The 22,051-nt window shown below is 30.3% G+C and carries 19 protein-coding genes and 1 pseudogene; 10 read left to right on the forward strand and 10 right to left on the reverse strand.

Annotation, left to right across the window (positions count from 1 at the left end; all coding sequences use genetic code 11):
- Positions 1–1,009: 1,009 nt before the first annotated feature.
- From CF66_RS00270 to CF66_RS00290, 5 genes are all read right to left on the reverse strand, one after another.
- Positions 1,010–1,693 carry an AAA family ATPase gene (locus CF66_RS00270; RefSeq protein ID WP_034411076.1) on the reverse strand — a complete coding sequence of 228 codons (684 nt, stop codon included), beginning with the start codon at positions 1,691–1,693 and terminating at the stop codon, positions 1,010–1,012.
- A complete protein-coding gene (locus tag CF66_RS00275; RefSeq protein WP_016504042.1) occupies positions 1,693–3,795 on the reverse strand; it encodes an SLBB domain-containing protein in 2,103 nt (700 codons plus the stop codon). The genes CF66_RS00270 and CF66_RS00275 overlap by 1 nt, the downstream gene beginning before the upstream one ends.
- Positions 3,782–4,618, reverse strand: a complete 837-nt coding sequence (locus tag CF66_RS00280; RefSeq protein ID WP_102031398.1) for an OmpA family protein — start codon at positions 4,616–4,618, stop codon at positions 3,782–3,784. The genes CF66_RS00275 and CF66_RS00280 overlap by 14 nt, the downstream gene beginning before the upstream one ends.
- A gap of 47 nt (positions 4,619–4,665) precedes the next feature.
- On the reverse strand, positions 4,666–4,974 hold the full coding sequence (locus CF66_RS00285; protein ID WP_016504043.1) for an STAS domain-containing protein: 309 nt from the start codon (positions 4,972–4,974) through the stop codon (positions 4,666–4,668).
- 137 nt (positions 4,975–5,111) lie between these two features.
- The gene (locus CF66_RS00290) at positions 5,112–6,479 is read right to left on the reverse strand and encodes an MATE family efflux transporter (protein WP_016504044.1); all 1,368 of its coding nucleotides are present in this window, start codon (positions 6,477–6,479) and stop codon (positions 5,112–5,114) included.
- A 128-nt stretch (positions 6,480–6,607) separates the two neighbouring features.
- On the opposite strand from CF66_RS00290, the gene CF66_RS00295 reads away from it, so the two are divergent.
- The gene (locus CF66_RS00295) at positions 6,608–7,234 is read left to right on the forward strand and encodes a riboflavin synthase (RefSeq protein WP_034411080.1); all 627 of its coding nucleotides are present in this window, start codon (positions 6,608–6,610) and stop codon (positions 7,232–7,234) included.
- A 68-nt stretch (positions 7,235–7,302) separates the two neighbouring features.
- Here the strand turns inward: CF66_RS00295 and topA are convergent, their stop codons facing one another.
- Together topA and aroA are read right to left on the reverse strand one after the other, a co-directional pair.
- Positions 7,303–9,945 carry a type I DNA topoisomerase gene (gene topA / locus CF66_RS00300; protein ID WP_034411083.1) on the reverse strand — a complete coding sequence of 881 codons (2,643 nt, stop codon included), beginning with the start codon at positions 9,943–9,945 and terminating at the stop codon, positions 7,303–7,305.
- A 169-nt stretch (positions 9,946–10,114) separates the two neighbouring features.
- The gene (gene aroA, locus CF66_RS00305) at positions 10,115–11,398 is read right to left on the reverse strand and encodes a 3-phosphoshikimate 1-carboxyvinyltransferase (RefSeq protein ID WP_034411085.1); all 1,284 of its coding nucleotides are present in this window, start codon (positions 11,396–11,398) and stop codon (positions 10,115–10,117) included.
- A 375-nt stretch (positions 11,399–11,773) separates the two neighbouring features.
- On the opposite strand from aroA, the gene infA reads away from it, so the two are divergent.
- A complete protein-coding gene (gene infA / locus CF66_RS00310) occupies positions 11,774–11,992 on the forward strand; it encodes a translation initiation factor IF-1 (protein ID WP_016504048.1) in 219 nt (72 codons plus the stop codon).
- A 78-nt stretch (positions 11,993–12,070) separates the two neighbouring features.
- On the opposite strand, the gene cysS is transcribed toward infA, so the two are convergent.
- Positions 12,071–13,474, reverse strand: a complete 1,404-nt coding sequence (gene cysS / locus CF66_RS00315) for a cysteine--tRNA ligase (protein ID WP_034411087.1) — start codon at positions 13,472–13,474, stop codon at positions 12,071–12,073.
- Positions 13,475–13,619: 145 nt separating this feature from the next.
- Between cysS and lpxH the strand changes: the two genes are divergently transcribed.
- The gene (gene lpxH, locus CF66_RS00320) at positions 13,620–14,345 is read left to right on the forward strand and encodes a UDP-2,3-diacylglucosamine diphosphatase (RefSeq protein WP_016504050.1); all 726 of its coding nucleotides are present in this window, start codon (positions 13,620–13,622) and stop codon (positions 14,343–14,345) included.
- Between the two features lie 51 nt (positions 14,346–14,396).
- On the opposite strand, the gene cmoB is transcribed toward lpxH, so the two are convergent.
- Positions 14,397–15,368, reverse strand: a complete 972-nt coding sequence (gene cmoB / locus CF66_RS00325; RefSeq protein WP_016504051.1) for a tRNA 5-methoxyuridine(34)/uridine 5-oxyacetic acid(34) synthase CmoB — start codon at positions 15,366–15,368, stop codon at positions 14,397–14,399.
- Positions 15,369–15,398: 30 nt separating this feature from the next.
- Positions 15,399–16,130, reverse strand: a complete 732-nt coding sequence (gene cmoA, locus CF66_RS00330) for a carboxy-S-adenosyl-L-methionine synthase CmoA (RefSeq protein WP_155993913.1) — start codon at positions 16,128–16,130, stop codon at positions 15,399–15,401.
- A 220-nt stretch (positions 16,131–16,350) separates the two neighbouring features.
- On the opposite strand from cmoA, the gene aspS reads away from it, so the two are divergent.
- The 7 genes and pseudogenes from aspS to CF66_RS00365 all read left to right on the forward strand — a co-directional run.
- Entirely contained in the window at positions 16,351–18,129 is a 1,779-nt protein-coding gene (gene aspS, locus CF66_RS00335; RefSeq protein ID WP_034411090.1) for an aspartate--tRNA ligase, read from the forward strand.
- A 25-nt stretch (positions 18,130–18,154) separates the two neighbouring features.
- Positions 18,155–18,676: a crossover junction endodeoxyribonuclease RuvC gene (gene ruvC, locus CF66_RS00340; RefSeq protein ID WP_034411093.1), complete on the forward strand. Its 522-nt coding sequence runs from the start codon at positions 18,155–18,157 to the stop codon at positions 18,674–18,676.
- Between the two features lie 23 nt (positions 18,677–18,699).
- Complete coding sequence (gene ruvA, locus CF66_RS00345) at positions 18,700–19,323, forward strand: Holliday junction branch migration protein RuvA (RefSeq protein WP_034411095.1); 624 nt, start codon at positions 18,700–18,702, stop codon at positions 19,321–19,323.
- A 58-nt stretch (positions 19,324–19,381) separates the two neighbouring features.
- Positions 19,382–20,392: a Holliday junction branch migration DNA helicase RuvB gene (gene ruvB, locus CF66_RS00350; protein ID WP_016504056.1), complete on the forward strand. Its 1,011-nt coding sequence runs from the start codon at positions 19,382–19,384 to the stop codon at positions 20,390–20,392.
- A gap of 229 nt (positions 20,393–20,621) precedes the next feature.
- Positions 20,622–21,314 (forward strand): protein TolQ, encoded by a 693-nt coding sequence (gene tolQ / locus CF66_RS00355; RefSeq protein WP_034411098.1) that lies wholly within the window; start codon positions 20,622–20,624, stop codon positions 21,312–21,314.
- On the forward strand, positions 21,314–21,754 hold the full coding sequence (locus CF66_RS00360) for a biopolymer transporter ExbD (protein ID WP_034411100.1): 441 nt from the start codon (positions 21,314–21,316) through the stop codon (positions 21,752–21,754). Before tolQ ends, CF66_RS00360 begins: the two co-directional genes overlap by 1 nt.
- Before the next feature lie 13 nt (positions 21,755–21,767).
- A pseudogene (locus CF66_RS00365) lies at positions 21,768–22,051 on the forward strand (hypothetical protein); the annotation flags it as partial.

The raw sequence follows: 22,051 nt of genomic DNA on the forward strand, positions 1-22,051 counted from the left end.
CTGTAAACAGAAAAAGGGCTTAGTTCTAGAAGTATTTAATATGTTTCCATCATAATAATTAATAGCATTTTGAATGCTCTCTTTTTCTATTTTCCATATTAGTTTAATATTATGATGCGATTTAATCATAGATAAATATTTTTTGATTTGTTTCATTATTAATGAACTACAACATAACATATGACGTTTTGTAGCTGTCTTATGTTGCTAGGTCATGAGTAACTCATAAGTAATGAAGCAGATTTCTTGATCAATTACTGAAACTTTATTTTCGTTTTCTTTATCATATTTTTTAAGAAAACAATTAGCTAAGATTATTAGGTTATCTCCTATTTTCTCAAAGGAGAAATTTCTACTGGTACGAGGCGTTATGATAATAAAAATCCTCTCTAAATCTTCCTTCTTTAATAACTTCCCGTAAAGGAAACACGATTAGTAGTATATGTAATATGAACATTAACTTTAATTTCTTTTATTGCACCTAAAGGAGTAAAAGTTCCAATTTGTAAAACATGAAATAGTTCAAAGAATTCATTTTGTATGTATTTTCTATAAAAAATAGCAAGTGTCCTAGAACACTTCCACTAATAGTACTTTAGATTGCATGACCTCATCTTTACTTTACAATTAAATCTTTTGATAAAAAGATAAGTTTAAATCCTAGTTTTCTTCTGTCTATGGATAATTTAATAGATTGCTTTGCAACTATCTGAAGTTTATATAAAAAGGAGATTACTTTATTAGTATTTCGAATTAAAAAGTTTTTTTAATTTTACTAGTTCACTTAGATAATCTTATTTTTTAAGATTTAAATTCAAGCATTTCTATACTTTTAGTCACAATAGTTCGATAAATTTTTTTAAGATGAGATTAATATCTTCTATCTTGCTATATAGCAATCAGCAAGTATAGTATTTATTACCAATTTATTTGTTTTATAGCAATGCCTATTTTATCTACTCAGCTAGTAGTATTATCAAAGGTAACATTGCTATTATCTTGAAGTAGATTAAGATAGAAATGTATTTTTAAGTAACCACGATTCAATTTTATCACGTAGAGTTTTTGAAATGAATGGTATTTTTCTGAATGTGCATATGAGTTCTTGATTCAAGGGAGTTTGTTCTTTTTTATTAAGTACAGTTCCAAGCAATGAAATTGTTTCAAGTTTAAGTAATGAAATAGCAGTTTCTATTTGGTTAATTGTAGTAATCCCTCCTCTTACTATCAATATTGTTTTCTCACAAGCACTTGCTACATTTTGAGCTGGAATATTATTTCGATTGATTTTTAATAATGGAGAGGTATCAATAATAATACGTTCAAAGTGATTTAGCCATTTTTCTATTAATCCTTTCATAACAGAAGGGTCTTTATATGCTAGTTGTTTTGATGAGTCATTTGGGATCGTTATCCCAGTAAATAAACGGTGATTGTAACTATCTTCAATCCAATGCTCTTTTATTGTTTTTCCTGAATGTAGACTTAATTTCCGAAATGCTGGATGGAACATATTAAGGTCAACTAATAAAGTTTTATATCCTGCCAGTAAATAACGTTCAGCTAATGCACTAGCAATAGAAGTTACACCATCTCCTGATTGGCAAGCGGTAATACACAAGGATTTACAGTTGCTAAGTTCTGTAGTTAAATATATTTGTTCTATTTCTGCATGAGTAGAAGGAATAATCATTATAGTGACTTCAATAAAGCAATTGTTGTGCTAAGACGAATAATATCATTTAATCCAAGGCGTATTTTTTCTAAAAAACTATTTCTACGATCTGGAATATAAATTGTATCTCCAGCTCTTAAAGCAGGTAGTATGCTTATATTAGCGGTTTTAGTAAATTCAATAAAATTAAAAGTACGAGCTTGATTTTGACAACATGACATATTGATAATGGATATTTTTTCTAAATGTGCACGATTATTTGGACCACCTGCTTCTGCTAATAAGTCTAAGATTGTCATATTGTTTCTAAATACATAACGACCAGGTTTATGGATTTCTCCCAATACTCGTACTGTTGATTCTTTTGATCGTTCAATCCAGTTACGATTTTTCTCTGGTATATAGATTATATCTTCCATGGTTACTCTAGGAAGCAAGCTTTCATCTCCTGTTTCAAAGTAAAGTGATAGGTCTAGTTTGCTAACTTGTGCATATAATTTATCACGATGTGTAATTCGAATATTTTGAATATCAGCATCCTTATTAGGACCATCTGCGGCTGATAAAATATCAAGAAAATTCATTTCTTTAGTATAATGATACCGTCCTGGTGAATTTACTTGACCTAAAATATATATTGACTTGTTTGAGCTTTGTTGTATCCAGTGAGATTTATTATTTTTTGGATCTTGTGGTAAATTTCTAACTCTTACAATAGCTCCTGCAGTGATTTTTGGTAAACTTGATAAAGGAGCTCCATTTTTTATATGAGCATCTAGATTAAATAGATGTATATTTTTATCGATATTTGCAACTTCAATTTTTGTTGTATCTGCATTACGAGTTGGACCACCAACATGAGCTAACAGGTCAATTAGATTCATTTCATCTGACCATTCGATTCGACCTGGATTGATAACTTGGCCAATAACGTTGACAGCTCTATTAGATGAAACTTTTAACCAGGATTTTTCGTTTATATCTATTTTTTCAGGAACAAAGATAGAGTCTCCAGGAGCGATATTAGGAATAACTGAGTCTTTTAAACCTTCGGTGTAAGCTGTAAGATCAAATTTGATAACCTTTTGATTTTCTTTGATAATTCGAATTTGTCTTGTTTCAGCAAAACGAGTAGGCCCACCTGCATTAGCAAGAATATCTATAAAGGTTGCTCCATCTTTACTTTCGTAAGCACCTGGATTCGCCACTTCCCCCATAACATAGATAGTATTAAAACCTGACTTTATTTCATCTTCTTGTTTTGGTACAAAAACGGTTGAACCAGGGTTTAATTTTGGAAGCAAGTATGTATTTCCAGTATCTAGATAATTTTTCAAATTAAATAATTTTGGTGAATTATTACTAATAATACGAATTTTTTCAATTGTAGCATAACGTGTCACTCCACCAGATCTCATGAGTATATCTATAAGATCTATGTTTTCTTTATATGAAAATGAACCTGGTGAGTTTACTTCGCCAAATACTTTAATGGCACTTCGTTCATCTTTAATATCATCAAAATCTTCTTTTCCATGGTTAAAAATTGATTCAATATTACTTACAAGAGGAGAGGCAGGAACAAACAGTATATCTAGAGGTTGTAAAATAGGCAATTGAGATTCATTACCAGTATCTAAAAAAGCTTTATAGTTAAATTGTATTTTAGTGTTTGAACGCTTAATCAGCATACTATCTAGTTGAGCCCCTGGCCGTAATCCTCCAGCTTTATATATAGCCATTTGAATGTTTGTATTATCTGGAAAAACATATTCTCCTGGAGTTTTTACGTAACCTTGTATAAAAATAAGAATTTGTTGTTTTGCAATAAATATTTTGACATTAGAAATATCTCGAAAGGTTGTTTGTAATATTTTTATCACATTATCTTTTAATTGTGTTTCATTATAACCTGCAACATAAATTGAACCTACTTCAGGTAAATAAATTCGACCTCTTTTATCTACTTGAAAACTACGATTGAAAGTGATTTCTCCAGGTAGATCTACTTGGATCAAATCACCAATTTTTACTATTTTTTCTTGTGATGAAGCATGGACTAAATTAAGAAATAGCATCAACTTTAAAAACGTAGTAAGGAATATTTTATTTAAGTTCATAGTCGTCCTTTTTTAGCATACTAAAAGCATCTTTCCAATCTGGAATGATTTCTATACTTACACGACGATTTGCTAAATTAATTTCAGGTGAATTTCCTTTAAATAGAGGTACAGATTCTCCAAGTGAATGAGTAATAATTCGTTCTGGTTCAAGACCAAAGATGCACAAATAACGTTTTACTTGTGTAGCTCTCATCATAGATAGTTGTTCATTATATTTTTTATTACCAGTTGAATCTGAATGACCAGTTATAGATAAGTTAAGATAATTATGAATTAGCAATAAATTAGCAGCTTCAGCGAGTTTTCTCATATATTTTGGGTTAATTTCACTTGAATCATGGGCAAATTGATTATCAGAATTAAGAATATTGGAGATTTTTTTAATAACAGTTATTTTTTGATTAAATGTATCTTGCTGTAGTGGAGGCTGGCAGCTGGTTTTTGATATGACATAATTAAGACGAGATTCTAATTGGTTAAGGCGGTTATGCTGGATTAAAATCCCATTTGCTGCATCTATTAATAGGCTATCTTTTAATTCATGAGCAATTCTGTCTTGTGTGATAACTGCTTGAGTTACTATGGCAGGAAAGCACCATTTAGCTCCCTTTTGAATTAACATATCAAGATGCAATTTGTTCATTTCCCAATTTAATTGAAGTTCATTAGTTTCTTTTAAAAAATCATCAGATTCATATTTTAAGGATTTAAATAATATATTCTTCTCTGGTTTGTTATTTGCTAAATTGAAAAGGCTACTACATCCAGAGCAGAAAAAAATCCATATAATCATCGATATAGTTATTGAGTTGACATACATCTTAAAACAACCAAATGATTTACAACTTTTATAGTTGATTTAATTAGCTAACTAATAGAGATTGCTTGATTAATACGTAGTAATTTCATAAATTCTAACGGTTGTCCTGTTGCATTTTTAATATACATATTACGTTCACGTTCAATAAGGCGTTTATAAAGATAGACAAGTGCACCTATGCCAGATGAATCTAAAAATTTTACTTTACTGAAATCTACTTCAATTTCATTGTGTGTATCTTTAGTAAGAATATCATCAATACATGCTTGTGCTAAACGACTATTATTAGTATCTAAATTTCCAATAATTACTAATGTTAAAACTGTGTTGCTTTTTTCTACTTTATGAATGTTCATAATTGTTTTCTCTATTATAGTTGGAGTATTAGTACTAAGCAGAATTTATTGTCTTTTAATTTAAGTTTATTATTTATAATCTTTAGATTAACTTTTATTATTAGATTTTTAAGTAAGACTTAGTCCATTAAGTTTAATTATTTAGATATAAATTTCAATTTAATAGATTTATTATGATGTATCATGTGTAATTTTAAAGAAAGAAGAAATGCTGCTGATGAAACTCCTATAATAAACCCAATCCAAAATCCATGGACTCCCATAGGTTCCACAATAATATTCGTCATACTTAAGATATAACCTATTGGTAAGCCAAGTATCCAATATGAGATAAATGTACGATTAAATATGCTTTTCATATCCTTATATCCACGTAAAGCTCCTGCTGAGATAATTTGAATAGCATCTGTACATTGATAAAATGCGGCAAATAGCAATAATTCCATAGCAATGCTTGTCACTGTATTATTATTGCTATAAAGCAATACAATATTTTCTCTAAATATTATAGTTGATATTGCTGTTATCAGTGCTAAAAAAAATCCAATAGTAACAGCAACTTTTGAAGTAATTTTTGCACCTTTTAGATTTCTTTTTCCAAGCTGATGACCAACACGTATGCTAACTGCAACACCAATACTCATTGGCAACATAAATATTAATGATGAAAAATTAATTGCAATTTGATGAGCTGAAACTACATTAGGTCCTAATGGAGCTATAAATAAGGCAACTATTGCAAATAGAGTGACTTCGATAAATGTTGCAGCCCCAATTGGTATCCCTAATTTAAATAGCTTTATAATTGATTGTACTCTTGGTTTATAGAAATGAAAAAACAATTGGATATGCGCAATACGTTTAGATATTAAAATATAAATTAATAACATTATAAACATTAACCAGTAAACGATGGAAGTAGCTATACCACAACCTATACTTCCTAATTTAGGAAGACCAAACTTACCATATACCAACATCCAATTTATTGGGATATTTATTATTAATCCAATAATTCCAATAACCATAGCAGGTTTTGTTAGAGATAAACCATCAGTTAAGCTACGCAAAGTTTGAAATAATAAGCAGGCAGGTACAGAAAATATCATTGCGTATATATAACCACTAATTTTTATCGTTATTAATGGTTCAAGTTTTACGATATCTAAAATTGTTCTTATTTGCAAAAGAATCATAATAATCGGAATAGAACAAATAATAGCAAGGCTAATCCCTTGTTGTATTTCGAAAGGTATCTTAATTTGCTGATCAGAACCATTCAGTTGAGCTACTATTGGTACTAAAGCTGTTAATAAACCAGCACCAAATAAAATCAAAGGCAACCAAATACTAGATGCAATAGCAACAGCAGCCATGTCGATAGTACTTACGCCCCCCGCCATAATTGTATCAACAAAGTTCATACTAGTTTGCGAAATAGATGCAATTAATACAGGCACAGCCAGTTTAATTAAATTATACATTTCATTTTTATAGCTATGCATAGTGCTTCTTCCTAATTCGCAGGTATTAAAGTTTGATAAAATATAGAATATTACTTCTTATGAATCTTGATTAGAATAATAAAAAAATGTCATACTTAGTGCTATTGAAAACTTACAGATTTTTTAAAATGTTTACTGGTATTGTACAAGGTATGGCAAAGTTAATTTCGGTTGAGAAAAAAAAGAACTTTCGAACTCATACTATTGAATTATTAGGAATGATGAACGATGGTCTTATGGTAGGAAATTCTGTTGCCCATAACGGCTGTTGTTTAACAGTAACTCACATTGATGGTAATCTAGTTTCATTTGATATAATAGAAACAACCCTTAGGTTAACTAATCTTGGTGAGTTAACTGAGGGAATGTTGGTGAATATAGAAAGAGCTGTTAAATTTGGAGATGAAATTGGTGGCCATTGTATATCTGGACATATTTCACTTACAAGTAAAATTGATAAACTTATTGAAACTGAGAATAATCTTACTATTTGCTTTACAGTCCCATTATATTCAGTGCCATATGTCTTAGAGAAAGGCTATATTGCGTTAGATGGTTGTTCATTAACAATAGGGAAAATTGAAGGTCAATGTATTAGTGTTCATTTAATCCCTGAAACATTAAAACGTACTTTATTTGGCAAACGTAAGGTAGGTGATAGAATTAATGTTGAATTTGATTCTCAAACTCAAGCTATAGTTAATACGGTTAAGCAGTTGTTTATAGAAAAAAATAGTTTTTTTAAAACCGGATAATAATTTTATTTGCTTTCTTTATGTCTGTTTTTCGAGGTTAACAGTTTTTATCTAAATAGTTTCTTGGTTTATTTGCTTCTATTTAGAGTTTTTTTTCGTGTGTCCATAATTTCCCATTTTCCTTCAATATAGAAGCTACTCCAACCAGAAGGTTTTCCGTTTAATTCGGAACGAACATAGGTTTCTTTTGATTTACGGCTAAAACGAATTACTGTAGAAAGACCACTAGGATCTTCACTTGGAGCCAATGTTAAATACAAAAGCTTAGAGTGTAGGCGCTCTTTAAAGTTAATTAGTTCCTTAACTAATGGGGCTCTTGTTTCACGAGATTTTGGGAAATTACTTGCTGCCATGAACAAACCAGAAGCACCATCACGTAATATAAAATAAGCATTTGAATCTTTGCAAGGTAGTTCAGGGAAGTGTATTGGTTCTAATTTTGGCGGTGCTACTTCGCCATTTTTTAAAATTTTTCTAGTATTTTTACAATCACTGCTAGTGCAGTCCATATATTTCCCAAATCGACCGTTTTTGAGTAGCATATCAGCATTGCATTTATCGCATTTAATAAGAGGACCAGAATAACCTTGTCCTTTAAATTGTCCAATTTCAATAATATAGCCAGTACATGATGAATTGCTTCCACAAAGGTGTATTTTATGTTTATCGTCAATAAAGTATGCATCCATTGCCATTTTACAGTTTTGACAACGTTTTTTAGCTCGCAAAGCAGCAGTTTCTGATTCTTCTGATAAGATGTTGTTATTCCAATTTTCTTTGCTCAGATTAATTGTGGTTTTACAACGATCCTTTGGTAATAATTCATATCCAGAACAGCTTAAGAATACTCCAGTTGATGCTATTCTAACTACCATTGGTCGTGTGCATGTTGGACATGGTATATTAGTTTCTACTATATAGTTTGGTTTCATTCCACCATATTTGATATCTTTTCCTGCTCGTTGTAAATCATGAGTAAAATCATTAAAAAAGCTATCTAGAATAGTTTTCCAATTGGCATTACCTTCAGCGATCTGATCAAGCTGTTTTTCCATTCTAGCTGTGAAATTATAGTTCATTAAATCAACAAAGCTAGTATTTAGACGATCTGTAACAATCTCTCCCATTTTTTCTGAATAAAATCGGCGTTGTTCTAATTTCACATAACCACGTTCTTGAATAGTAGAAATAATTGCAGAATAGGTTGATGGTCGACCAATTCCTTTTTTTTCAAGTTCTTTAACAAGAGAGGCTTCGGTAAAACGAGTTGGTGGTTTTGTAAAACGTTGCTTGGTTTTTATATGATTAAATTTCAATTTATCTCCAATCTGAACTGTTGGAAGTAATTTTTCTTCATTTTGTTTTCCAAATGGGCGTTGAACACGTGTCCATCCATCAAATTTTAAGATTCGCCCCTTAGATTGTAATATATATTTTTCTGCTTTTACATAAATCTTTGTTAAATGATATTGAGCTTCTGTCATTTGGCATGAAATAAATTGATTCCAGATTAATGTATATAATTTACATGCATCTTGATCCATGTTTTTTAATTTCTGAGCTTGGACTGTAATATCTGAAGGACGAATAGCTTCATGGGCTTCTTGTGCACCTGGTTTATTATTATATATGTTAGATTTAATTGGTAAATATGATTTCCCGAATTCATTAACAATATATTTACGTGCCGATTCTATGCTTTCAACACTCAAATTGGTAGAGTCAGTACGCATATACGTGATGTAACCTGCTTCATAAAGTTTTTGAGATAAAATCATAGTCCTTTTGACACTGTATCCTAATATTGTGCTTGCTGCTTGTTGCAATGTCGAAGTAATATATGGAGCAGGTGCTTTTTTTAAAGTTGATTTATCTTCTCGGTTACAAACTTCGTATTCTGCATTTTTTAATATTTTAGTAATTAATTTAGTTTCAGCTTTGTTAGCTACTTTTAGAGTTAAATTATTTTTTTTTATAACTTGCAAGCAAAGACAATTATTATTTTTAGTTAATGTATTCACATAAATATCCCAAAATTCTTCTGGAATAAATGTTTTGATTTTTTGCTCTCGTTCGACTAAAATTTTGACTGCGACAGATTGAACTCTCCCTGCAGATAAACCTCTAGCAATCTTTTTCCATAATAAAGGTGAAACCATAAATCCAACAATACGATCCATAAATCGACGTGCTTGCTGTGCATTTACTCCATTCATATTTAAGTCAATAGGTTGTTTAAATGCTTGTTGAATGGAGTTTTTTGTAATTTCATTAAATACTACGCGTTTATAACGACCTTTATCCCCTCCGATAATTTCTTGAAGATGCCAAGCTATAGCTTCTCCTTCTCGATCTAAATCAGTTGCAAGGTAAATATTGTCGACATTTTTTGCTAATTCTTTTAATTCAGATACAATTTTTTCTTTACCTGGAAGGATTTGGTAATTTGCTGTCCATCCGTGAAATGGATTAATACCTATTTTTTTAATCAGAGTATTCTGTTTGTTTTCTTTTTTAATTCGTGTTTTTTCTTCAATAGTCATCCCTTTAGTAGAAAGGGCATCTGTTTTGTTTCCTGAATAACTTTTTCCTGTTTTTGGAAGATCACGAACATGACCAATACTAGATTTTACGATAAAATCTTTACCAAGATATTGGTTTATGGTTTTTGCTTTCGCAGGAGATTCGACTACGACGAGTGATTTACTCATAATTCAAATACCTTTAAGGAATAATATAAGATAAGTTTCTATCAATTAATAATAGTGTACTGTTATTTTTAAAATAAATATTTTTCTGAAAATCCTGTTCTTTAAACTTCTTTTATTAAAAAAGTGCTGTTTTTTAATATAAAAAAAAGGTGTTCATTACTGAGAAATTCTAACAGGTTAATTTAAGTAATTCATCGAAGTAATTAGGGAAAGTTTTTGATACACATGTGAAGTTTTTAATAGTTATAGGCATACTACCTAATGCGATTAAAGAAAAGCACATGGCAATTCGATGGTCATTATATGTATTTATAGCAATATGCCTAAACCATCTAGCTGGATTAATACTAATATAATCCTTTCCTTGTTTAACTGTAATCCCCAATTTTTTTAATTCTGTTGCCATAGCAAATAAACGATCACTTTCTTTCAATCGCCAGTTGTATACATTGCGTACAGTAGTTATACCTTCAGAAAATAATCCTGCTATCAAAATAGTCATAGCAGAATCTGGCATATGGTTATAATCCATGTCTATTCCGTTAAGTTGGCTAACATGAGAGATGATATGATTTTCCCCCCATTCAATTTTTGCCCCCATTTTTTCTAGTACATAAGCAAATTCAATGTCACCTTGAATACTCTTTTTAGAGATACCTTTAACTTTAACTTTTCCACCTTTAATTGCTCCAGCAGCAAGGAAATAGGATGCTGATGAAGCATCACTTTCTATTAAAAACTCACCAGGAGAAATATACGATTGGTATTTAGGAACTATAAATTCTTGGTAATTATTATTAATTATGTTAATACCAAAATTTTTCATGATATTTAATGTAATATTTATATAGGGTTTTGATACTAAATAATTTTCAACTTTTATAATAATCTTCTTTTCTATCAAAGGAGTTAACATTAAAATAGCACTTAAAAATTGGCTGGAAACAGAAGAATTAATAAAAATACAATTTCCTTTTAAAGTATTACCAGTAATTTTTATAGGTGGATACCCTTTATTTTTTAAATATTCAATTTTAGCCCCTATTTTATGCAAAGCTTGAACCAAGTGAAAGATGGGACGTTTATTCATGCTCTTATCACCAGTTAATATATATTCTCCTTGACTCAAACATAAAATTGCTGTCAATGGTCTCATTGCTGTTCCTGCATTACCAAGAAAAAGGTTTAACCTCCCTTTAGGTGTACTAAATACTTTACCTAATCCTTCTATTTCGCATTTTTTTTTATTTTTGGTTAAGTGATAGGAAACACCTAATTTAGATAAAGCATTTAGCATATAATAAGTATCATCACTATCTAGAAGATTAATTAAACAAGTATTACCTTTAGCTAAAGCAGCTAGCAATAATGCTCTATTGGATATACTTTTTGAACCAGGTAATTGAATTTCGCCATTGATTTTTTGAATAGGTTGTAAAATAAGGTTTTTCATTGAAGTAATCTTCAGTAGATATTATTAATATTAGTATATAAGCATTTGATTTTTTTAAAAAAGATATTTAAATAAGAAAAACTTCGCACTCCCATTCTCATAAAAATTCGTTTTTTATGAGAACTAATATCTAATTATAACCTTAGCCGTACTCATATTAGTTTAATACTGAGAGCTTAACTGTTTAGTTCTATATAAATTATTTATTTGATAATAAATAATAACTTAATGAGAAATAATAAATTTGTTTTTTTATGAGAAAACTGGTAAATCAGTTCTAGCAAAGGTAAAATACCATTCAGAGTATATTTTAACGGAAAAATTGTGTCTGTAAAGGCACTTGTTTTTACCAAAATTAATTTAGAAGAGGATAAAATGGCTAAAGAAGATGTAATTGAGATGCAAGGCACTGTTCTTGATACTTTGCCAAATACAATGTTTCGCGTTGAATTAGAAAATGGTCATCTTGTTATTGCTCATATCTCAGGTAAAATGCGTAAAAATTATATTCGTATTCTTACTGGAGATAAAGTAACTGTTGAAATGACTCCTTATGACTTATCGAAAGGTCGCATTGTTTTCCGTTCTCGTTAATTGTTTATTTTATTGCTACTATAATTATTTAGTTTAACTTTTTATTTTTTAAAATTTAAAATTATTAGCGTATTATTATTATTTTCGACGCCAATTTGTTCCTGTTTTAGTATCCTCTAAAATAATGCCCATTTGCTCTAGTTTATTTCGTGCTATGTCTGCATTAAACCAATCTTTTAAAGCACGTAAATCATTACGATGTTTAATAAGAGTTTCAATCTCTGAAAGTTGATTTTTATTTATATTCTTTTTCTTTCCTTTTAAAAAAGTTTCTGGTTTTTGGTAAAGAATACCAATTATATTTGCAAGTTTAAGCATTAAATTTCCAAGAGCACTAGCCTTATAGATATTATTAGTTTTAAGTTGATTAATATGGTGAGCCATATCGAATAAAATAGAGTAAGCTATTGGCGTGTTAAAGTCATCATCCATCGCATCAATAAAACGAGTTGCATAATATTTTTCATCTTTAGTGCTGATTGGGATATCCATATTCAAATCTAGTAAAGAAGTATATAAGCGTTTTAAAGAAGAATTTGCCTGTTTTAGGCTTTCTTTAGTATAGTTAAGTTTCTTACGGTAATGTCCTGATGTTAAAAAATAACGTAAAGTTTCGGGATTATATTGTTGTAATAACTCACGGATTGTAAAGAAATTACCTAGAGATTTAGACATTTTTTCTTGATTAATCATCATCATGCCAGTATGCATCCAAGTATTTACATACTGAGTATCATTTGCGCAGCATGATTGTGCAATTTCATTTTCATGGTGAGGGAATTTAAGATCAGATCCGCCTCCATGGATATCAAAATGCTTACCTAGAATTGCAGAGTTCATCGCTGAACATTCAATATGCCAACCTGGACGTCCCATACCCCAAGGTGCATTCCAAGCAGGTTCTCCAGGTTTTGACATTTTCCATAATACAAAATCTAGTGGATTACGCTTCGTTTTTTGAGTATCAATAGTAATGTCTATCCGTAACTTTTTAAGATTTTGATTTGATAGTTTTCCATAATTAATAGTATGATGGCACTTACTAACATCAAACAAAACATCTCCATTATTACCTATATAACCGAAACCACGCTTTATTAATTTTCTGATAAAATTTATGATTTCCTTTATATATTGGGTTGCATGAGGTTCAATATCAGGTCTATTAATATTTAATTTATCAAAGTCATTGTGCATTTCAGAAATCAAGCGTTGAGTAAGAGATTTACATGATTCACCATTTTCAGAAGCACGATTAATGATCTTATCATCAATATCAGTAATATTCCTTACAAATGTCAGTTCATAACCTAGGTATCGTAGATAGCGAGAGACTATATCAAAAGATAAGAACGTACGAGCATGGCCAATATGACAAAGCTCATAAACAGTTACCCCACAGACATACATCCCAACTTTATTATCAGAAATCGGTTTAAATTTTTCTTTTTGTTTTGTTAGTGTGTTATATATTCTTAGCATGACATTTTTATTAGTGATTAAGGTTTTTTTTCATTAGAGGTGTTTTTTATCTACTATTTCTATCTGTATACTCTACAATTATTATTAGTTTTTTAAAACTTATTATTTATTTGAAGGATCAGCTAGCTGGTATACGACTCTTATCATGACTATATTATTTATTTCAGATCTTCACTTAACACCTTTATTGCCTAAAATTACTAATTGTTTTATTAGGTTTATGCGTGAAGAAGCTTCTAAAGCTGATAGAGTATATGTATTGGGTGATCTATTTGATTTTTGGGTTGGCGACGATGATAATTCCAGCTTTGCTACACTAATTAAAGATGAGCTTAAAAAATTGACTAGTTCAGGTGTTCCATGTTTTTTTATTAGAGGTAATAGAGATTTCTTAATTGGTACACGTTTTGCCGAATATACAGGAATACGATTACTTTCAGATGAAGCAGTTATAGATTTATATGATCGTAAAGCAGTTATTTTACATGGTGATACTTTATGTACACGTGATGTAAAATATCTAAAATATCGACAAAAAGTTAGAAAACCCTGGTTGAAATGGTTATTTAATTGCATTCCTGTATATTTTAAGAGGATTATTATAAATAAAATTCAATCTAATGTTAGGGGAAAAAAGAAGTTTAAATCATTGGATATTATGGATGTGACAGCTAGTGAGGTTGAAAAAGTTTTTGATTTACATAATGTTGATTTAATGATTCATGGTCATACGCATATACCAAACATTCATCAATTAAATACAGACAAAGGTAATAAAATTAGAATTGTTCTTGGAGATTGGAATCATCATGGATCTATTTTGTTTTACTATAAAAATAGATATGAATTGCAAATTCGTCCTTTCGACTAAAATAAAATGCTTGTTTCATCTTAACGTAACGGTCAGTATCTATTAAGATATTTAAGGTTTGTTAGCAATTAATATTGTTCGTTTTGGAGCTGGATAGCCTTCAATTGTTTTACTAGAATCTTTAGTATCTAGATAGTTACATAATGAATTATGCATCATCCATTTGGTTTGACGCTGTTCATTAATGTTCGTAGTTTGTGTATTTACAATTCGTATATTTTTAAATCCTGTTTTTCTAAGCCATATTTTCAATACAGATGCTGAAGGAATAAAATATATGTTGCGCATTTGAGCATAGCGATCTACTGGAAAAAGTACTGTATTTTGATCTCCTTCAATTACTAGCGTTTCGAGAACTAATTCACCTTTTGATCTAAGCTGATCTTTAAGTTGAATAAGATGATCAATAGGAGACCGACGATGATATAATACTCCCATGCTAAAAACCGTATCAAAAGCTTTAAGTTTTGGAAGTTGCTCAATACCTAAAGGTAATAGGTGAGTTCGTTGATCATTCCCAAGTAGTTTTCTAATTGCTTCAAATTGAATAAAACATAATCGAGAAGGATCAATTCCTATAGACAACTGAGTATCTTCACCTACTGTACGCCAGAGATGGTAACCATTGCCACAACCAACATCTAAGATTACACGATTTTTTAGGTTTGATATATGTGGGAGCAAACGATTCCATTTCCAATCACTATGCCATTCAGAATCAATATAAATATCATATATAGAATATGGACCTTTCCTCCATGGAGAAAGACTTTTTAATAATTGTTCTATTTGTTTAAGCCTTCCTGCATTTATCATGTGATTATTAGATATAGAAACTGAGTATTTTAAGTCAATATTATCCGGTATGGTATCCGGAATTTTATTTAAAATTTTAATCCAATGATTAAAATTTGAGTTCTTAGCATTTATCCAATATGTTAATTGTTTAGGTAAAGTATTTAACCAAGGTTGAAGAGAAGTAGTTTGAGAGATAACTTCATAAAAACTAGAAAAATTAATCATTTTTACATATTAAATGAATATAAATGAAAGTTATTTAATTGCAATCATAGCACCAAAATTAAAATATTGGAACCAAGTTTCATTGCTTGAAAAACCAATATCCTTAAATCGTATTTTATGGGTTTTTATTGAATCTGGATATATTACATTTTCAAGTGCGATGAGCTTTTGTTTTATTTCTAGTTCACTATATCCATTTTTGCGTTTAAAATCATGGTGAAGTTTGATTAAAAGTTTATTTAAAACGTCATTTTCAAAAATATACTTTTCAGATAAAATTAAAATTCCACCAGAACGAAGACCTGAGTAGATGTTTTCGAGTAAGCTTTGTCTATCTTTTGGATTAATAAATTGTAGTGTAAAATTTAGTACAACAACGGAAGCATTAGTAATTTTAATATTACGAATATCTGCTTTAATCACTTTAATTGGAATAGTTAATTGATGTTTGTTAAGATACGCTTTGCAACGTTGTACCATGGCATTTGAACTATCTACTGCGATAATCCGGCATCCTTTTTGATTAATTTGATTATGCATTGAAATCGTTGCGGCACCTAATGAACAACCTAGATCATATATTCTTGAATAGGGTTTAGCGAAGCGTTTTGCCAATATACCAATGGTTGAGATAATATTATTGTATCCTGGAATAGAACGTTGAATCATGTTTGGAAAGACTTGAGCTACTTGTTCATTAAAAGTAAAGTCAGTAACTCTATCAACTAATGTTGAAAAAAGAGTGTCTTTATTGTCATTCATATCCATTGCTGTCTGTCATATTTTGAAAGGTAATTTATATGGCAGATTATTTAATATTGTCATCTTAAATACAAAGAATATTTTCGATATTTTAAATATATTATAATTGATTAAGTCATGTATATTTATTTTAGACTAGCTTTAACCTTTCTTATTCAGTAGTGAGAATGTTCATAAAAATGTATGATATTTAAAGGATTATATTTTAGAGAGATTTTTAATGCGTACTCATTATTCTGGTGAACTTGATAAATCGATTGTTGGACAAACTATAAAACTTTGTGGCTGGGTTCATTCTCGTCGTGATTTAGGCGGACTAATTTTTATTGATATGCGAGATTGCTCTGGTGTTGTTCAAGTTGTTATTGAACCGTATACTGCTAAGATTTTTTCTATTGCTAATGAGTTGCGTAATGAATTTTGTATTGCTATCACAGGTATTGTTCGTGTTCGTCCTTTAATACAGATAAATGAGGATATGCCAACTGGAGAAATTGAGTTACTTGCTACAATGTTAAAAATAATTAATCGAAGTGAACCTTTGCCTATTGATTTTAAGCAAGACAACTCAGAGGAACAGCGTTTAAGATATCGTTATTTAGATTTACGCCGTCCTGAAATGTACAAACGTTTAAAACTGCGTTCTGAAGCATCAAGGTTTATGCGTAATTTTTTAGATGCCAAAGGTTTTTTAGAAATTGAAACACCAGTACTAACAAAAGCAACTCCAGAGGGTGCTCGTGATTATTTGGTACCAAGCCGTACTCGAAAAGGTAGTTTTTATGCTTTACCTCAATCTCCTCAATTATTTAAGCAGTTGCTTATGATATCTGGTTTTGATCGTTATTATCAAGTTGTTAAATGTTTTCGTGATGAAGATTTGCGTGCAGATCGTCAGCCAGAATTTACTCAAATTGATATTGAAACTTCATTTATGAAAGTAAAAGATGTTCAAGCAATTACTGAAAAAATGATTTGTAATATGTGGAAAAAATTACTAGGTATTGACTTAGGTAAATTTCCAGTGATGAAGTTTAGTGAAGTAATGCGTCGTTTTGGTTCTGATAAACCTGATTTACGTAATCCATTAGAGTTAATTGATATTGCAGATCTTGTAAAATGTATTACATTTGAAACTTTTTCAATTCCTGCTAATGATATAAATAGTCGTGTTACAGCTCTATGTTTGCCTGGTGGTGCTGTTTTGAGTCGTAAAAAAATAGACAATTACTCTAAATTTGTTCAAATGTATGGTGCTAAGGGTTTAGCATGGATGAAAATTGGTGATTTACGTATTGGTATTAAAAATGCTATTCGTTCACCAGTCGCTAAATTTTTGAGTGATGCAATAATTAATAGTATATTAGATCGCACTCAAGCTAAATCTGGTGATATGATTATATTCTTAGCAGATAAGAAAAATATTGTTACAGAAGCGTTAGGTGCTCTTCGTATTAAATTAGGTAAGGACCTTAAATTAATAGATTATTCTATCTGGGCTCCATTGTGGGTTATAGATTTTCCGATGTTTTCAAAGGATAATGAAGGTAACTTTTATGCTATGCATCATCCTTTTACATCGCCTCTAGAAAATTTAAGCGTAACAGAACTAAAGACTGATCCTGTTTCTATAGTTTCTAGTGCTTATGATATGGTTTTGAACGGTTATGAGATAGGTGGTGGTTCTGCTCGAATTCATAATAGAGATATACAATCAGCAGTTTTTGAACTTTTAGGAATTAAAAAACATGAACAACAAGAAAAATTTGGTTTTTTACTGAATGCTTTGAGATTTGGTACTCCACCTCATGCTGGTATTGCATTTGGTTTAGATCGTTTGGTCATGCTACTTTGTGGTACTGAAAATATACGTGATGTTATTCCATTTCCTAAAACAACCTCAGCAGCTTGTTTGTTGACTAGTGCACCAAGTTTTATAAAATCATTAGTGCTTGAAGAATTGAATTTGTCTGTATCAAATAAAAAGAAAAACATCTAATATCAGCAAGTTAAAGGATTACTACATGTCAATTATTTTAGGTATTGATCCTGGTTTTCGTACTACTGGGTATGGACTTATTGATCAACAAGGTCCTAACCTTTTTTATTTAGACAGTGGATGTATTTTAAATAAAGGAGAAAAAATATCGGGAAGATTAAGAAAAATATATCTTGGAATTACCGAAATTATTTCTAAATTTCAACCTGATGTATTTGCGATTGAGCAAATTTTTATCGCTAAAAATGCAAGTTCAGCTCTTAAACTAGGTCAAGCTAGAGGAACAGCAATTGTTGCAGCCGAAAATTTAGAATTGCCTATATATGAATATGCTGCACGTTTAATTAAACAAGCAGTAGTAGGCACAGGTCGTGCTGAAAAAAATCAAGTTCAAACTATGGTTCAACATATACTTAAATTAACTAAAAAGCCAAATTCTGATGCTGCTGATGCTTTAGGTGTAGCTATTTGTCATGCACATACACATAAAACTATTAATTTATTATCTAATAACCTTCATATATCAAAGAAAAGAAAATATCTTTGATTTTTAATTTAGAGAGGTTTATTGTGATTGGACGTCTTCATGGAATCCTTCTTGAGAAACGACCGCCAGAGTTATTAATGGATGTGAATGGTGTTGGGTATGAAATGCAAATGCCAATCAGTTGTTTTGATAATCTCCCAAATGTTGGGAGAAAGGTGATTATTTATACTCACTTTATCATTCGAGGAGATGCTCAGTTGCTTTATGGATTTAATACTCTAAAAGAGCGGGCTTTATTTCGAGAAGTAATAAAAACTAATGGTATCGGACCAAAGTTAGGATTGAACATTCTTTATAAAATGTCAGCCAGTCAATTTATTTCTTGTGTTGCAAGAGAAGATATTTCAGCTCTATTAGAACTTCCTGGTGTAGGTAAAAAAACGGCAAAACGGTTAATCTTAGAAATGAAAGATCGCCTTAAAGATGGGAATTTTGAAGGACCAATTAATTCTATATTAAATGAATCTGCTTTAAATAAAAAATTAGCATTGCCTCAAGTTCATGCTCATGCTCAAGAAGAAGCAATTAGTGCTTTATTAGCTTTAGGTTATAAACCAATGAAGGCATCAAAAATTGTATCTCAGATTGCAAAACCAGATATGACAAGTGAATGTTTAGTTTATGCAGCTCTAAAATCAATGAGTTGAAGTATTTGCTTTACAGATAGATGTATTATACTCCAATTATTGATTAAGGATAGATATAATGATTGAATCAGAACGTTTAATAAGACTAGATAATTCTTTTTCTAAAAGAAAAGATATTGTTATGGACTCAATCCGTCCTAAAAAGTTATCAGATTATCATGGACAAAAACATGTCTGTTCTCAAATGAAACTTTTTATTAAAGCTGCAAAATTACGTGATGAAGCTCTTGATCACCTATTAATCTTTGGACCTCCTGGTTTAGGAAAAACAACTTTGGCCAATATCGTAGCTAATGAGATGGGAGTTAATACTCGTTCTACTTCTGGACCGATACTTGAAAAAGCAGGGGATTTAGCATCAATTTTAACTAATTTGGAAGAACATGATGTTTTGTTTATTGATGAAATACATCGTTTAAATCCTATCATTGAAGAGGTTTTATATCCGGCAATGGAGGACTATCAGTTAGATATTATGATAGGCGAAGGACCAGCCGCTCGGTCAATTAAAATTGATCTTCCAGCGTTTACTTTAGTTGGCGCTACTACTAGAGCAGGATCTTTAACATCACCTTTTCGTGATCGTTTTGGTATTACTCAACGTTTAGAGTATTATCACGTAGCGGATTTGAAGAATATTATACTATGTTCTGCAAATTATCTTGGTATTTCAATAGAACTTGAAGGTGCTTTAGAAATTGCTCGTCGTTCTAGAGGTACACCTCGTATAGCTAATCGTTTATTACGTCGTGTTCGGGATTATGCTGAAGTAAAAGGTAATGGTCATATTTCTTTAAACTTAGCTTCTCAAGCACTTGATATGCTTGATGTTGATACAGAAGGTTTTGATTATATGGATAGAAAGTTATTATTGACAATAATAACTAAGTTTTCTGGAGGGCCTGTTGGACTTGATAATATAGCAGTAGCTATTGCTGAAGAAAAAGATACTATAGAAGATGTTCTAGAACCATACTTAATTCAAGGAGGTTATATCCAACGTACACCAAGGGGGAGGGTTGCTACAGAAAAGGCCTATTTCCATCTTGGATTAAAAAAAACGATGTAAAAGTATCTTTGTTTTCTTTTATATAGATAAAATAGTTGATTTGTTTCAAATGCAATGTTCGTTTTTATTGTCATTTCATGCAGAGCAAGATGCATCATTCATTATTAAAATTTTTTAAAACTTCTGTGGAATGTAGCATAAAAATTATTATTAGGCAGTTATTTGTTTTTTATTTTTTGAAAGTATGCGATTAAGCAAATTCTAGCCATTGTTGGAGTGTTAATTACAGATGATAACTCATTTCTCAGTTATTGATTTATTTTTACAAGCAAGTTTTCTGGTAAAAATAGTGATATTTATATTGTTTTTTTTATCAATTGTTTCTTGGACTCTCATTATCAAACGTAGCATGATTTTATTTAAAGCATTTAAACATGAAGATATTTTTGAAGATAAATTTGGATCTAGTTTAGCAGACCTTTTTAAGTTTTACCAGGATGTTAAAAAGTGTAAAGATAAAATTTCAGGTTCTGAGGAGATTTTTTATTTAGGTTTTAGAGAATTTATTCGACTGCGTAAATCAAATTCTAATTCTCCTGAATTTATAATGCAAAGTACGAAGCGTTCAATGCGTATTGTGCTTTCGAAAAGAATTAATGAATTATCAACAGATCTTGGATTTTTAGCTACTATAGCTTCTATAAGTCCCTATATTGGTCTATTTGGAACTGTATATGGTATTATGAACACTTTTATTTCTTTAGGTGGAGGAACAAATCATGCAAGTCTCACAATGATGGCTCCAGGTATTGCTGAAGCACTCGTTGCTACTGGAATCGGACTTTTTACTGCGATTCCAGCCATGATGGCTTACAATTATTTTAGCACTCAGGTGAGTAAACTTGAAAATAGTTATAATATTTTTTTAGAAGAATTCTATAGCATTTTATATCGTTTAGTGATGTTAGCACAGGAACAGTAATGTATAGTCAGACTAGAAATTTAAAGATAATATCTGAGATTAATGTTGTTCCATACATTGATGTTATGTTAGTTCTTCTAATTATTTTTATGGTTTCATCATCTTCATTATTTTTTAAAGGGGTTGATGTAGATTTACCAAATATGGCCGCTGAATCTGCTTCTGCATTACTAAAGGAAAAAGATGTTAACTTTCTTGTTATAGAAATTAATCAAAAAGGTCAGTTAGGATTGAGTGTTAATAATAAAAAATTGCAACAAAATTTTTCAATTGAAAGCATAATTTTGAGAGTAAAAAAAGAATTACTAATTCAACCAAGTTCAATAGTAGTTATCGGTGGTGATGTTTTAACACCATACTCAAAAATTATTATTTTGCTGGAAGCCTTACGTTATGCTGGGATTAGCAAAGTTGGATTATTAACAGATATCAAGGAATAAAGTTCATTATTTCATGATATATCATAGAAAAAAACAAAAAATTCATTTAAAACCTATTGCTATATCAATTGGTCTTCATGTGTTTCTGTTTATATCTTTATCGAAAGAGATAGTTTTTGACATATCAACATCCAGATTAAACTTTAAAAAATCTGAAAATATGCTTGAAGCTATGATTATTGATCATGATTTTAAAACAAAATATCAATACAAATCTGAAGCAAAAAGACTAGCTGAACAACAAGAAGCAAAAAGACTAGCTGAACAACAAGAAGTAAAAAGGCTAGCTGAACAACA

The sequence above is a fragment of the Candidatus Photodesmus anomalopis genome, from assembly GCF_000731785.2.
Lineage (GTDB): Bacteria > Pseudomonadota > Gammaproteobacteria > Enterobacterales > Vibrionaceae > Vibrio > Vibrio anomalopis.

Bases quoted from the DNA above. Each gene is read 5' to 3' on its own strand.
- aspS (WP_034411090.1), top strand. From the start codon at position 16,351: ATGCGTACTCATTATTCTGGTGAACTTGATAAATCGATTGTTGGACAA.
- cmoA (WP_155993913.1), bottom strand. From the start codon at position 16,130: ATGAATGACAATAAAGACACTCTTTTTTCAACATTAGTTGATAGAGTT.
- CF66_RS00270 (WP_034411076.1), bottom strand. From the start codon at position 1,693: ATGATTATTCCTTCTACTCATGCAGAAATAGAACAAATATATTTAACT.
- topA (WP_034411083.1), bottom strand. From the start codon at position 9,945: ATGAGTAAATCACTCGTCGTAGTCGAATCTCCTGCGAAAGCAAAAACC.
- CF66_RS00280 (WP_102031398.1), bottom strand. From the start codon at position 4,618: ATGTATGTCAACTCAATAACTATATCGATGATTATATGGATTTTTTTC.
- CF66_RS00295 (WP_034411080.1), top strand. From the start codon at position 6,608: ATGTTTACTGGTATTGTACAAGGTATGGCAAAGTTAATTTCGGTTGAG.
- ruvB (WP_016504056.1), top strand. From the start codon at position 19,382: ATGATTGAATCAGAACGTTTAATAAGACTAGATAATTCTTTTTCTAAA.
- tolQ (WP_034411098.1), top strand. From the start codon at position 20,622: ATGATAACTCATTTCTCAGTTATTGATTTATTTTTACAAGCAAGTTTT.
- CF66_RS00290 (WP_016504044.1), bottom strand. From the start codon at position 6,479: ATGCATAGCTATAAAAATGAAATGTATAATTTAATTAAACTGGCTGTG.
- ruvC (WP_034411093.1), top strand. From the start codon at position 18,155: ATGTCAATTATTTTAGGTATTGATCCTGGTTTTCGTACTACTGGGTAT.
- CF66_RS00275 (WP_016504042.1), bottom strand. From the start codon at position 3,795: ATGAACTTAAATAAAATATTCCTTACTACGTTTTTAAAGTTGATGCTA.
- aroA (WP_034411085.1), bottom strand. From the start codon at position 11,398: ATGAAAAACCTTATTTTACAACCTATTCAAAAAATCAATGGCGAAATT.
- lpxH (WP_016504050.1), top strand. From the start codon at position 13,620: ATGACTATATTATTTATTTCAGATCTTCACTTAACACCTTTATTGCCT.
- cysS (WP_034411087.1), bottom strand. From the start codon at position 13,474: ATGCTAAGAATATATAACACACTAACAAAACAAAAAGAAAAATTTAAA.
- infA (WP_016504048.1), top strand. From the start codon at position 11,774: ATGGCTAAAGAAGATGTAATTGAGATGCAAGGCACTGTTCTTGATACT.
- CF66_RS00285 (WP_016504043.1), bottom strand. From the start codon at position 4,974: ATGAACATTCATAAAGTAGAAAAAAGCAACACAGTTTTAACATTAGTA.
- cmoB (WP_016504051.1), bottom strand. From the start codon at position 15,368: ATGATTAATTTTTCTAGTTTTTATGAAGTTATCTCTCAAACTACTTCT.
- CF66_RS00360 (WP_034411100.1), top strand. From the start codon at position 21,314: ATGTATAGTCAGACTAGAAATTTAAAGATAATATCTGAGATTAATGTT.